This window comes from Pantoea sp. Cy-639, from assembly GCF_011752525.1.
In the GTDB taxonomy this organism is placed as follows: domain Bacteria; phylum Pseudomonadota; class Gammaproteobacteria; order Pseudomonadales; family Pseudomonadaceae; genus Aquipseudomonas.
This window is the reverse complement of sequence record NZ_VWXI01000001.1, coordinates 66,255-78,524: the sequence shown is the minus strand read 5'-3', so window position 1 is coordinate 78,524 and position 12,270 is coordinate 66,255. Positions and strand designations below refer to the sequence as shown.

15 protein-coding genes are annotated in these 12,270 nt (G+C 66.3%); 10 read left to right on the top strand and 5 right to left on the bottom strand.

What is annotated here, in order from left to right; all coding sequences use genetic code 11:
* Positions 1-164 precede the first annotated feature (164 nt).
* A complete protein-coding gene (locus F3J43_RS00340; RefSeq protein WP_166882836.1) occupies positions 165-704 on the top strand; it encodes an RrF2 family transcriptional regulator in 540 nt (179 codons plus the stop codon).
* A 9-nt stretch (positions 705-713) separates the two neighbouring features.
* On the opposite strand, the gene F3J43_RS00335 is transcribed toward F3J43_RS00340, so the two are convergent.
* Entirely contained in the window at positions 714-1,631 is a 918-nt protein-coding gene (locus F3J43_RS00335) for an AraC family transcriptional regulator (protein WP_166882835.1), read from the bottom strand.
* 102 nt (positions 1,632-1,733) lie between these two features.
* Here F3J43_RS00335 and F3J43_RS00330 point away from each other — a divergent pair, with 102 nt between their 5' ends.
* From F3J43_RS00330 to F3J43_RS00310, 5 genes are read left to right on the top strand one after another with little or no spacing between them, the layout of a single operon-like run.
* Positions 1,734-2,294, top strand: coding sequence for a carboxymuconolactone decarboxylase family protein (locus F3J43_RS00330; protein WP_166882834.1), 561 nt, complete (start codon positions 1,734-1,736; stop codon positions 2,292-2,294).
* Positions 2,295-2,341: 47 nt separating this feature from the next.
* The gene (locus F3J43_RS00325; protein ID WP_166882833.1) at positions 2,342-3,406 is read left to right on the top strand and encodes an acyl-CoA dehydrogenase family protein; all 1,065 of its coding nucleotides are present in this window, start codon (positions 2,342-2,344) and stop codon (positions 3,404-3,406) included.
* The gene (locus F3J43_RS00320) at positions 3,403-4,224 is read left to right on the top strand and encodes an ABC transporter ATP-binding protein (protein ID WP_166882832.1); all 822 of its coding nucleotides are present in this window, start codon (positions 3,403-3,405) and stop codon (positions 4,222-4,224) included. The genes F3J43_RS00325 and F3J43_RS00320 overlap by 4 nt, the downstream gene beginning before the upstream one ends.
* The gene (locus F3J43_RS00315) at positions 4,217-5,416 is read left to right on the top strand and encodes an ABC transporter substrate-binding protein (RefSeq protein ID WP_286184298.1); all 1,200 of its coding nucleotides are present in this window, start codon (positions 4,217-4,219) and stop codon (positions 5,414-5,416) included. The genes F3J43_RS00320 and F3J43_RS00315 overlap by 8 nt, the downstream gene beginning before the upstream one ends.
* Complete coding sequence (locus F3J43_RS00310) at positions 5,416-6,171, top strand: ABC transporter permease (RefSeq protein WP_166882830.1); 756 nt, start codon at positions 5,416-5,418, stop codon at positions 6,169-6,171. Before F3J43_RS00315 ends, F3J43_RS00310 begins: the two co-directional genes overlap by 1 nt.
* A 108-nt stretch (positions 6,172-6,279) precedes the next feature.
* On the opposite strand, the gene F3J43_RS00305 is transcribed toward F3J43_RS00310, so the two are convergent.
* Together F3J43_RS00305 and argC are read right to left on the bottom strand one after the other, a co-directional pair.
* Positions 6,280-6,966 (bottom strand): GNAT family N-acetyltransferase, encoded by a 687-nt coding sequence (locus F3J43_RS00305; RefSeq protein ID WP_166882829.1) that lies wholly within the window; start codon positions 6,964-6,966, stop codon positions 6,280-6,282.
* Between the two features lie 84 nt (positions 6,967-7,050).
* Positions 7,051-7,977: an N-acetyl-gamma-glutamyl-phosphate reductase gene (argC, locus tag F3J43_RS00300; RefSeq protein ID WP_166882828.1), complete on the bottom strand. Its 927-nt coding sequence runs from the start codon at positions 7,975-7,977 to the stop codon at positions 7,051-7,053.
* Between the two features lie 157 nt (positions 7,978-8,134).
* Between argC and F3J43_RS00295 the strand changes: the two genes are divergently transcribed.
* Entirely contained in the window at positions 8,135-9,016 is an 882-nt protein-coding gene (locus F3J43_RS00295) for a LysR family transcriptional regulator (protein ID WP_166882827.1), read from the top strand.
* Positions 9,017-9,052: 36 nt separating this feature from the next.
* Here F3J43_RS00295 and F3J43_RS00290 read toward each other — a convergent pair whose 3' ends face one another.
* Together F3J43_RS00290 and F3J43_RS00285 are read right to left on the bottom strand one after the other, a co-directional pair.
* Positions 9,053-9,259: a tautomerase family protein gene (locus tag F3J43_RS00290; RefSeq protein WP_166882826.1), complete on the bottom strand. Its 207-nt coding sequence runs from the start codon at positions 9,257-9,259 to the stop codon at positions 9,053-9,055.
* A gap of 16 nt (positions 9,260-9,275) precedes the next feature.
* A complete protein-coding gene (locus tag F3J43_RS00285; protein WP_166882825.1) occupies positions 9,276-10,010 on the bottom strand; it encodes an SDR family NAD(P)-dependent oxidoreductase in 735 nt (244 codons plus the stop codon).
* Positions 10,011-10,134: 124 nt separating this feature from the next.
* Here F3J43_RS00285 and F3J43_RS00280 point away from each other — a divergent pair, with 124 nt between their 5' ends.
* From F3J43_RS00280 to F3J43_RS00270, 3 genes are all read left to right on the top strand, one after another.
* The gene (locus tag F3J43_RS00280) at positions 10,135-11,055 is read left to right on the top strand and encodes a LysR family transcriptional regulator (protein WP_166882824.1); all 921 of its coding nucleotides are present in this window, start codon (positions 10,135-10,137) and stop codon (positions 11,053-11,055) included.
* Positions 11,056-11,156: 101 nt separating this feature from the next.
* Complete coding sequence (locus F3J43_RS00275; protein ID WP_166882823.1) at positions 11,157-11,426, top strand: PA2433 domain-containing protein; 270 nt, start codon at positions 11,157-11,159, stop codon at positions 11,424-11,426.
* Between the two features lie 124 nt (positions 11,427-11,550).
* The gene (locus F3J43_RS00270; RefSeq protein WP_166882822.1) at positions 11,551-12,249 is read left to right on the top strand and encodes an MOSC domain-containing protein; all 699 of its coding nucleotides are present in this window, start codon (positions 11,551-11,553) and stop codon (positions 12,247-12,249) included.
* Positions 12,250-12,270: the final 21 nt, after the last annotated feature.

The window sequence follows — 12,270 nt, the reverse complement described above, 5'->3', positions numbered from 1 at the left end:
GCGGTTTTTTCACCACAGGCCTCTCCAGGTCTCGGTTAAGGGCTGGCAAAGCTGCATGGATAAAGGGATTAGGGGTGGTTGATAATCGATGGGCGGCATCAAGGCACTTTGCCTGGCAGCGCGCAGAGGCGTACTATTTGCGACAAATTAGGTCGGAGATTGATATGTCGCTTTACAGTGCCGGCGTCGAGTACGGCATCCACTGCCTGTTGTTCCTGGTCGACGAGCGTGGCGATAGCCGCGAGTCCAGCGTGCGCGATCTGGCCGAGTTGCAGGGCGTGCCCCAGGAGTACCTGGCCAAGGTCTTCACCAAGCTCGCCCGCGCCGGCCTGGTAGTGGCCACCGAAGGCGTACGGGGTGGTTTCCGCCTGGCCCGGCCGTCGGACGAGATCACCGTGCTGGACATCGTCACCGCTATCGACGGACCGAAGAAGATCTTCGACTGCCGCGAGATCCGCGAGCGTTGCGCGGTGTTCGAGGGCTCGGCGCCGGGGTGGGCGACCGAGGGCACCTGCGCGATCCATGCGGTGATGCTGGGGGCGCAGAAACGCATGGAAGAGGCCTTGGCCCAGCAGACCATCCTCGACCTGGCGCGGCGCTTCGGGCGCAAGGCACCGGCCGAGTTCGGGCAGAAGGTCAACGACTGGATGGGCGAGCGCCGGGAAGGGAAGGGCGCCGGGGATATTCCGCTACGTCAGGAATAGCGCCTGCGTTCAGGCCTGGCGACCTTCATGTTGCTTGCGATAAGCCCCCGGCTGCACGCCCATGGCCTTGGCGAACGCCCGGGTGAACGCGGCCACCGATTGGTAGCCCACCTGCGCCCCCACCTGCTCGACGGTGTTGCCTGCCTTGAGCAACTGGCTGGCATGGCGCATGCGCAGCGCCAGCAGCACCTGCCCCGGCGACTGCCCGGCCAGTTCGTTGAAGCGCTTGAAGAATGCCGAGCGCGACAGCCCGGTGCAGGCCGCCATGTGTTCCAGGGTCCAGGGCTGGCCAGGCTCGTCGATCAGCCTTTCGAGCAGCCCGGCGAAGGCTGGCTGCCGGGCCAGGGCCACCAGTCCACCGAGGGATTGCCCTTCGTGCACTTGCTGGCGCAGCACATAAAGGAACAACAGGTGGGTGAGGCGCTCCAGCAGCGTCTGCGAGGGCTGCGGGGTGCGCCGGCACTCGGCCAGGATCAGCTCGAACAATGCCCGTGCCGCGCTGCCTTCGGGGTCTTCGGCGCGCAGCAGGATGAAGTCTGCCAGCCCCTCGACGATCAGTGACGACAGCCCCGACTGGAAGTGGAAGAAACCGCAGACCAGGCCCACGCCATCGCCGGCCTCGACGTCCAGCGCCTGCATCGGCTGGCGCGGCTGGGCGCAGGCATCGGCCGCATCCTGGTCGCCGGACAGGCGGTAGGCCAGGTCGCGCAGCAGGAACACCGCGTCGCCACACGCCAGGCGCACCGGCTCGGCCCGGCCATCGACATGCAGCCAGCAATGCCCTTGCACCACCAGGTGGAAGCTGGCCCGCCCCATGCCTTGGGTGCTGGCGTGCCAGCCCCCGCAGTAGCGGCCGACGTGGAACAGGCTGGCGTCGAGCTCCAGGCCCTCTAATAACCAATCGACGAGATGGCTGGATGAAATCATCTAATGCAAAGACTCTGGAGCAAGGAAAGGCGACTGATGAATATGGATGCTACTTCTTATAACCAACAGACTGTAGCGATCTATATCAAAGGAGACCACTCCATGTCCGCGCGCATTACTCTACACAGTCTGCAAACCGCTCCAGAAGCCGCACGTCCGTTCCTCGAGAACGCCCAGAAGAACTCCGGTTTCATTCCCAACCTGCTGGGCATCCTGGCCAACGCCCCGGCCGCGCTGGAAACCTATGTCACCGTATCGGCGCTCAACGGCAAGTCCGAGCTGACCCTGGCCGAGCGTGAAGTGGTGCAACTGATCGCCGCCACCCAGCATGGCTGCGACTTCTGCGTGGCCGGCCACACCGCCGTGGCGTTGAACAAGGCCAAGCTGCCCCAGGAAGTGGTCGATGCCTTGCGCGCCCGTGGCGAATTGCCCGATGCCCGCTATGAAACCCTCGCTGCCTTCACCCGCGAAGTGATCGCCACCCGTGGCAATGTCTCTGAGGCTACCTACCAGGCTTTGCGTGATGCCGGTTTCACCGAGGGCAACGCGCTGGAAGTGATTCTCGGTGTCAGTCTCGCTACCCTGTGCAACTTTGCTAATGTGTTCGCCCAGACGCCACTCAACGACGAACTGAGCAAATACCGCTGGCAGCCTTCGGCGTAATCGAGGCCCGATGCCGGCGTGACCGGCGTTTCAAAAGGAGTAGGGACATGCTTGATTGTGCTTTTCGTCAATGGCTGGACGCCAATGCCGAGGCCATTGACCAAGGCCAGTGCGAGCCGCACCTGGTGCTGGCGCACATCGCCGAGTCGCAGTTGCTGCGGGTTGGCGTCGATCCGGCCCTGGGCGGCTCGGGTGGCGAGGTCAGCGACGCGGTCGAGGCCATCGCCGCCATTGCCAGTCGCTCGTTGGCGGCAGCCTTCGTCTGCTGGGGCCAGCGCGCCTTCATCGAATACCTGTTGCACAGCCCCAACCAGGCCCTGCGCGAGCAACTGATGCCCGGGCTGCTCAAGGGCGAGCTGGCTGGCGCCACTGGGCTGTCCAATGCCATGAAGTTCCTCTCTGGCATCGAGGCCTTGCAAGTCCGTGGCCGTCCGGCGAGCGACGGCTGGAACCTGGAAGGCCGCCTGCATTGGGTGACCAACCTGCGCAAGAGCGGCTTCGTGGTGGCCGCGGCCATCGAGGACGACACTGGCGGTGCGCCGTTCGTGGTCGCCATCCCGTCCACCGCCCAGGGGCTGGAGCGCTCCGACGACCTGCAGCTGATGGGGCTGCAATCGAGCAACACCGCGGCACTGGCGTTCCACCAGGTACCGTTGGCCCGCGGCTGGTTGTTGCACGACAACGCCCGTGAGTTCCTGCCCCAGGTGCGCCCGGCGTTTCTGGGGCTGCAATGCGGCATGGCCATCGGCCTGGCCCGGCGTGCGCTGGACGAGGCGCAGGAGCACCTGCAAGGCCGTGGTTCGTTCCTCGAAGAGGCGCGCCAGGTGCTCAAGGAGCGTCTGGAAAACACCGTTGGCGAGCTCAAGCAGGGCCTGCTCGACGGCCGTTTCCTCAAGCAGCCGGCTGCTCTGTTCAAGCTGCGCATCACCCTCGCCGAAAGTGCCGCCGATGCTGTGCAGCTCGAGCTGCAGGCCAGCGGTGGCAAGGCCTACCTGACCGCCTACGGCGAAGGCTTCGCTCGTCGCTGGCGTGAGTCGGCGTTCGTGCCGATCGTCACCCCGAGCCTGGTGCAACTGCGCGCCGAGCTGCAACGCCAGGCGGCCACTGCATGACCGACGTGTTGCTCGAAGCCTGCGACATCAGCCTGGGCTACCCCCGCGAGGGGGGCTGGCAGGCCGTTCTGGAGACCTTCGACCTGCGCCTGGCGCCGGGTGAGGTGGTGACCATCCTCGGCCCCAGCGGGGTCGGCAAGTCGAGTCTGCTGCGGGTGCTGGCCGGCCTGCAGCAGCCCCGTGGCGGCAGTGTGCGCTTGCATGGCGAGCCGCTGCAGGGGCCGCATCCGCGCCTGGCGGTGGCGTTCCAGGACCCAAGCCTGCTGCCCTGGCTGAGCCTGGAGAAAAATGTCGCCTTCGGCCTCGACTTCGCCCGCCAGCCCAAGCTGGCGGCCAGCGAGCGGCGCGCACGGATCGACCATGCCATCGAGGCGGTGGGCCTGGCCCATGCCCGTGGCCAGTATCCGGCGCAGTTGTCCGGCGGCATGGCCCAACGCACCGCGCTGGCCCGCTGCCTGGCCCGCCAGCCCGAGGTGCTGCTGCTCGACGAACCGTTCGGTGCGCTGGACGAAGTGACCCGTGCCGACATGCAGCAGTTGCTGCTGCAACTGATCGCCACCCACAACACCGCTGCGCTGCTGATCACCCACGATATCGACGAAGCCCTGCTGCTGTCCGATCGCGTGCTGCTACTGGGCAACCACCCGGCGCGCACCCTCGGCCAGTGGCACATCGACCTGCCGCAGCCTCGGGCGCAGCGGGTCGAGGAGCTGGGTGCGCTGCGCATCGAGATTCTCAAGACCCTACGGCGGGCAAGCCGCACAGCCGAACCTACTTCTTCTCCCTTGCCCTCGGAGGCTGTCCATGTGCATGGATGACTGCTGTTCCTCGACGTCTCGTCGCGACTTTCTCAAGCTGAGCGCGATGCTCACTGCCGCCGGCGCGGTGCCGCTGCTGTCGAGCCTGCAGGCACGTGCTGCCGCCGAACCGGACGCGCCGGTGCGTATCGGCTACCTGCCGATCACCGACGCCACGCCGTTGCTGGTGGCGCACAACAACGGCCTGTTCGAGGCCGAGGGCATCAAGGCCGAGCGCCCGGTACTGCTGCGCAGTTGGGCGCAGGTGATCGAGGCGTTCATCTCCGGCCAGGTCAACGTCATCCACTTGCTGTCGCCGATGACCGTGTGGGCCCGCTATGGCAGCAAGGTGCCGGCCAAGGTGGTGGCCTGGAACCATGTCGGCGGCTCGGGCCTGACCGTGGCGCCGGACATCACCGAAATGAAACAGCTCGGCGGCAAGACCGTGGCGATTCCGTTCTGGTACTCGATCCACAACGTGGTGCTGCAGCAGATGCTCAACGATAACGGTCTGACCCCGGTGTCGAAGCCGGCCAGCGCCGCGCTGGCGGCCAACGAGGTCAACCTGCTGGTGCTGCCGCCGTCGGACATGCCGCCGGCCCTGGCCAGCAAGCGTATCGCCGGTTACATCGTCGCCGAGCCGTTCAACGCCCTGGCCGAGAACCTCAAGGTTGGCCGCGTGCAGCGCTTCACCGGCGACGTGTGGCGCAACCATGCCTGTTGCGTGGTGTTCATGCACGAGCACGACCTGAACAACCGTCCGGATTGGTCGCAGAAGGTGGTCAATGCCATCGTCAAGGCCCAGCAATGGACCCGCGAGCATCGCGCCGAGGCCGCCGCGCTGCTGTCCAAGGCTGGCCCCAACAAATACACCCCGCACGATCCGGCGGTGCTGGGCAAGGTCCTGGCGCCCACTGCCGAGGACCGCGCCGGCTACATCGCCAGCGGGGCGATCCAGCACCAGCAATGGGACGAGAAGCGCATCGACTTCCAGCCGTACCCGTTCCCCAGCTATACCGAGGAACTGGTCAAGCGCCTGAAGAACACCCTGATCGAGGGCGACAAGGGCTTTCTCGCCGAGCTTGATCCGGCGCATGCCGCCCGCGACCTGGTCGACGATCGCTTCGTGCGTAACGCCATTGCCGCCGTGGGCGGCCCGGCGACATTCGGCATTGCCGAGAACTTCCAGCGTAGCGAGGAGTTCGCGGTCTGATGCGTGGGCATGTCGTGCATGGCGCCCTGGGCCTGGCTGGCCTGGCGGCGCTGCTGTTGTTGTGGTGGGCCGGGGTGCAGGTGTTTGGCGCGGCCGACGGCCTGTCGGCGCGCTTTTCGCCCCAGGCCACGCTGGAGAGCCTGGTGCAGTTGCTGGGGCAGGGCGAGGTGTACGGGCATATCTGGGTGAGCCTCAAGCGCATCCTGGTCGGCCTGCTGCTGGCGTTGCTGATTGGTGTGCCGCTGGGCCTGCTGGTGGGCAGCTATCGGCATCTGGAAGCGGCGACCACGCCGGCGTTCCAGTTCCTGCGGATGATCTCGCCGCTGTCGTGGATGCCGGTGGTGGTGATGCTGATGGGGGTGGGCGACCAACCGATCTACTTCCTGCTGGCGTTCGCGGCGTTGTGGCCGATCCTGCTCAATACCGCTGCCGGGGTGCGCCAGCTCGATCCGCGCTGGTTGCAGTTGTCCCGCAGCCTGAGCGCCACGCGCTGGGAGACACTGTGCAAGGTGATCGTGCCCGGGGTGATCGGTCATGTGCTGACCGGGGTTCGCCTGGCCATCGGTATCTTGTGGATCGTGCTGGTGCCGTGCGAGATGCTCGGGGTCAGTGCGGGCCTGGGGTACTTCATTCTCGACACCCGCGATCGCCTGGCGTACTCCGAACTGATGGCGATGGTGCTGCTGATCGGCGTGCTGGGCTTCATGCTCGATGCCCTGGCGCGTGGGCTGCATCGGCGCTGGGTGCATGCCTGAAGGGCATGCGTCTATTCACCACCGTGTCGCCTGGTTCGCCAGCCAGGCCGGCGCCTACAGGCCTCGGGCACGGTAGGCGCCGGCAAAGCCAGCGAGCAGCGGTTATCTTCAATGCCGGACCAGGCGTTGCCTTGCGCAGGCCTGGGCTTCTTCTGCCAGGGCGTCCAGGCGCTCATCGCGCAACTGTTCCGCTTCGGTCATCGCCTCTTCGCCGTGCTGCTTGAGCAGATAGGCATGGATCTGCATGACTTCGACGGTCTGGTAGATCGGCGCGATATCCAGCCGGCCGATCAGGGCCCCGCTGGCACGCCCGGTGCTGCTCATCAGCACCTGCGGCCCGGCGCTGGCCACCACCTGCAGGCCCATGGCCTCGAACCACGGCACCTGGACTGGGAATGCGCTGAGTTCGACACAGTCGTAGCGACCCCGCAGGTCATTTAGCAGGCCACGGGCGATGCCTTGTCGCCGATGGCCGGGATCCACGGCCAGGAACGCCAGGGCGCAGGCCTGTGGATCGTCCTGGGCCGGCAGCGCCAGGGCGAAGCCGAGCAAGCGGTCCGGGGCGTCGGCGTCCAGGGCCAGGGTCAGTTCCACTCCCAGGCCGCGGGTGCCGTCCAGGGCCATCAGGTACTGGTGCACTTCCAGGCCCACGCCGTACTGGTACAGCGGATAGAGCGGATTGTCGGTGCTGATGGCGACGCTGCTGAGCTGGCCGACATGGTCGATCACCAACTGGCGGATCTGGCTCTGGAAGGATTCGGGTGGCACGCCGTCGAGGCGGCGGAGGATGAACATCGCGGGTAGCACTCCGGGTACAACATGGGGGAGCGGCCATTCTACCCGCAGTGTGGTGTCGATGTGGGGCATTCGCCGTGGGGTCTACAGGGCGGCGAGGACCAGGTCGAGGTTCTGCACCGCAGCTCCCGAGGCGCCCTTGCCCAGGTTGTCGAACACCGCCGTCAGCAGCACCTGCCCATGCTCGGGATTGGCGTAGAGGGCCAGGCGCAGGTCGTTGCTGTCGTTCAATGCCTGCGGGTCCAGTGCCGTCGCCGGGCCTTGCTGGTGCAGCGGCATCACCTGTACATGACGGGCCCCCTGGTAATGCTGCTCCAGGCAGGCTTGCAACTGTTCGGCGCTGACGCCTGGCAGCAGGCGCAGTTGCAGGGGAATGCTCAGCACGATGCCCTGGCGGTAGTCGCCATAGCCCGGCACGAACACAGGCCGCGCGCTGAGCCCGGCGTGCTGCTGGATCTCCGGCACATGCTTGTGGGCCAGCTCCAGGCCATACAGCTGCAGGGTCGGCAGATAATCGTCGCGGCGCTGTTCATGGCGTTCGACGGCGGCCCGGCCGCCACCGGAGTAGCCGGAGATGGCATGGATGCCCAACGGGTAGTCCGCCGGCAGCAGGCCAGCCTTGACCAATGGGCGCAGCAGGGCGATGGCGCCGGTGGGGTAGCAACCAGGGTTGCTGATCCGGGTGGCCCGGGCGATACGTTCGGCTTGCTGCTCGTCCAGCTCCGGCAGGCCATACACCCAGCCCGGCGTGGTGCGGTGGGCGGAGCTGGCGTCGATCACCCGCACGGCCGGGTTGCGGATCGTCGCCACCGCCTCGCGGGCGGCGGCGTCCGGCAGGCAGAGCAGGGCGATGTCGGCGCTGTTGATGGCCTCGGCGCGGCGTGCCGGATCCTTGCGCTCGGCCTCGGGCAGGGTGAGCAGGCGCAGGCCCTGACGACCGTGCAGGCGGGCATGGATCTGCAGGCCGGTGGTGCCTTGGTCGCCATCGATGAAAACCAGGGGCTGGTGCATGGGAGTGTCCATCAGCAAGGAAAGATGCCGTCATCCTCGCCTGCTCATGAATGAAAGAAAATTTGAATATCATGATTGCCATGTTCAGAATTTCTGAACTATGCGAATGCCGGTCATGCTGGCGAATCCGCCCCCCCCAAGGTCCCAGAGCCAAATCATGCGAGAAATCAGCCTAGATCGCCTGCGCACCCTGGTGGTGATCGCCGACAACGCTTCCTTCGCCGACGCCGCCCGCCAGCTCAATCTGGCCCCGCCGACCATCAGCCTGCACATCGCCGAGCTGGAGGCGCGTATCGGCGCTCCATTGCTCACCCGTACCCGGGGTCAGGTGCGCCCTACGGTCATTGGCGAGACACTGCTGGCCCGTGCCCGGCGCTTGCTGGCCGATGCCGACCAGGCGCTCGACGAGGTACGTCGTCAGGTCGCGGGCCTGACCGGGCGGGTACGCCTGGGTGCCTCCACCGGTGCCATCGCTCATCTGTTGCCCCAGGCCCTTGAGGCTTTGCGGGTGGAACATCCGGGCATCGATGTACAGGTCCAGGTGCTTACGTCCCAGGCTTCATTGGCCCGTCTGCGCGAAGGCAGCCTGGACATCGGCCTGGTGGCGCTGCCTCAGGTGGCGGGCAAGGGGCTGAAGGTCACGCCGTGGCGCCGCGATCCGATCATGGCCTATGTGCCGGCCGACTGGCAGCCACCGGTGCAGGTGACGCCGGCCTGGCTGGCGGCTCGAGCGCTGATTCTCAACGACAGCACCACGCAGCTGTCGCAGGTGACTGGGCAGTGGTTCGCGGCGGCGGGCCTGTATCCTGAGCCGCGTATCGAGCTGAACTACAACGATGCGATCAAGAGCCTGGTGGCAGCGGGGTACGGGGCGACGTTGCTGCCGCAGGAGGGCGAGGGCGTGCAGCATGACCCGCGTATCCTCCGACGGCCCTTGCGCCCTGGATTGTGGCGCCAGCTGGGGATTGCCTGCCGGGATGGTGAAGTGGAGCGGGCGACCGCGCATGTGCTGGCGGCGCTGGACAAGTTGCGACAGTGAACCTGGCGTGGGAGCGGGCTTGTCCAGCGATAGGCGTCAGCTACGTTCGCGCTGTCTGAGCGCGGTCACCGTCTCGCCTCCCACGCCCCAGTTATCGGTGGGTACTTCTTCGATCACCACGAAGGTACTGGCCGGTGGCTTGCCCAGTACCTGCTCCAGCAAGCGGGTGGTGCCTTCGATCAGCAGGCGCTTGTGTTCGCCAGTCACGCCTTCGTCGGTGACGCGGATATGTACATAGGGCATGTCGGCTCCTCCTGGGTCAGTGCCAGGTGCCGGCGGTGCTGCCACCGTCCACCGGCAGGATGACGCCGCTGACGAAGCGAGCCTCGGTCAGGTAGAGCACGGCATCGACGATGTCCTCGGGCCTGCCGGTGCGACCGCTCGGCGACAGCTTGCGCAACCCTTCGACAGTACCGCTGTGCAGTGGCGTGTCGATGATGCCGGGGGCCACTGCATTGACCTGCACGCCACTGCTGGCCAGTTCCACGGCCAGCCCTTTGACTGCCTGGTTCAGGCCGCCCTTGACCAGCACCGGCAACAAGGCTGGCACCCGGGTGTCCGGTTGCAGGGCCAGCGATGCAGTGATGGCGACGATATGCCCGTGCCCTTGTGCCTGCATCACCCGGGCTGCGGCCTGCGCGGGATAGAAGAAACCCTTGAGGTTGGTGCCGACCAGCATGTCGACGTCTGCCTCGGTGTAGTCGGTCACCGGCTTGGGGATGAAGACGCCGGCGTTGTTGACCAGGATATCGACCCGGCCGAAGGTCTCCAGGGCAGTGGCGATCAAGCGCTCGGCGGTGGCCTTTTCGGCGATGTCGCCGGCCACGCCGATGAAGCCTGGCGGATTGCCAAGGCGCGCGGCGGCTTCGTTCAGGCGGGCTTCGCTGCGGGCGTTGCCGATCACCTGGTCGCCGCGCTCGAGAAACGCCTGGGCGAGGGCAAAGCCCAGGCCGCTGGAGGCGCCGGTGATGATGACGGTTCTGGCGGTATGCATGGTGTGGACTCCGGTTGATCGAGCCTTGTGCTCGGGGGTGGAGCCACTCTAGGACGTAACCTTGGCTTGAAAAATACGCCGCGAGGCATTTCAATCGATACATCATGTAATCAATCGAGCCGCCATGACCCGCCATTTCGATGACCTGCAACTGGGTAGTCTGGAGCTGTTCTGTCTGGCCGCCGACGCCGGCAGCTTCACCGAGGCGGCCAGCCAGGCCGGCGTCACGCCGGCGGCGGTGAGCCGTTCGGTGGCCAGGCTGGAGGAACGCCTGGGCGTGCGCCTGTTCGTACGTACCACCCGGCAGGTGCGCCTGTCCGAGGTTGGCCAGGCGTACTACCAGCAATGCCGTCAGGCCCTGGGACAACTGGTCGAAGCCGAGCGCCAGGTCGCCGGCGGCCAGCTCGAGCCCAGTGGTCGCCTGCGCCTCAGCGCCCCCACGCCATACGCCCATCATCGTCTGTTGCCCCTGCTGCCGAGGTTTCACCAGCGTTACCCGCGGGTGCAGGTGGACGTGCATGTGAGCAATCGCAACGTCGACTTCGCCGAAGAGCATTTCGACCTGGCGATCCGTGGCCGCGCGCCGGCCGATTCGCGCCTGGTGGCACGACGGCTGGAGGACGCCGAACTGGTCGTCGTCGCGACGCCCGACTACCTGGCCCGTGCCGGCACCCCTCGCACGCCGGATGATCTGGCCGGGCACGAGTGCATACAGTTCGAGATGCCCAGCAGTGGACGGCAGCCACCGTGGAGCTTCTGCCAGGATGGCCGGCAAGTGGAGCTCGACACCCGGGGCTCGTTCACATGCCTGGGGGATTTTCTGGCCACCACCACCCTGGTCCGCCATGGAGCAGGCTTGATGCAGGCTTACCGGTTCACCGTGCAGGAGGCACTGGCCAAGGGCGAGCTGGTGGAGGTACTGGGTGCATACGGCGGTACTTCCCGGCCGTTCATGCTGGTCTATCCGCAGACCCGGCACATGCCGTTGAAGGTGCGGGTGTTCATCGACTTCCTGCTCGCCGAGCTGCCCATGCCACTGAACTGAAGCCACGCACGATGGGCGATGTGCGGCTAAGCTCCTTGCTGCGTCGGCATGTGCTCCGACGTCCTTTCCAGCAGTCCGGTCGTTTCCCAGGAGAACGCTCCATGAAATCCATGACACTGCTAGTGATCGCTTCCGTGCTCAGTCTTGCCGCGCATGCCGACGACAGCGCGAAGACCAATTGCGATGCGCGCATCGCCGAGCTGGAGAACATCCACAAGACCGATGGGCCGGGAATGCATGGCGGCATGGCCCACGACTTCAAGATGCACATGAAGGCTGCCAAGGACGCTCGGGCCAAGGGCGACATGGGCAAGTGCATGACCTCGGCCGAGCAGGCCAAGACCATCTTCAACAACGCGCGCGGCAAGTAGCGTCTGCACGCAGGCGCGAGTGGGGCCATTGTCCTGCTCCGCTCCTGCACACTGGCGCGCCTCTGCCTTGGGCCTGTCACCGCTCTGGTGTAAGCTCGCCCGGTCCTTTGCACGAGATCGCCGCATGCCACCGTCCAGCCTTCGCCTCGACAGCCTGCTCACGGGCATTGCCCGGCCGTTCACTCGTCCGGGCTCGCGTAGCGCCATCGACAAGCAGCCCCGGCAGGGTGCCCATGCGCTGACCTTCCTCGGCATCGCCGGCGACGAGCAGGGCGACCTGCGGGTGCATGGCGGCGTCGACAAGGCCATCCATCACTATCCTCGCGAGCATTACGTCGACTGGGTCGCCGAGCTCGGCGAGCATCCGCTGCTGGCGCAGCCCGGGGCCTTCGGCGAGAACTTCAGCACCGATGGCTGGCGCGAGGCCGATGTCTGCCTGGGTGATCGCATCCGGGTTGGCAGCGCGCTGCTCGAAGTGTCCCAGGGGCGCATGCCGTGCTGGAAGCTCAACGACCGCTTCGAGGTGGCGCAGATGGCACTGCAGGTGCAGCAGAGCGGGCGCACCGGTTGGTACTACCGGGTGCTGGAGGAGGGCGTGGTCGAGGCAGGCGACAGCCTGAGCATCGTCGAGCGCCGCCATGCCGAGTGGTCGGTGGCGCGGTTGTCGGCGGTGCTGTTCGACAAGCGCCTGGAGCCCGACTTGTTGCGCGAATGCCTGGCATTGCCACTGGTGCCGAGCTGGCGGCGGACCCTGGAAAAGCGTCTGCAGCAGCGCCAGGTCGAGGACTGGGGCTCGCGGCTGCAAGGGCGCGCCGACGCCTGAGGACGGCGGTTTTCATTTTCA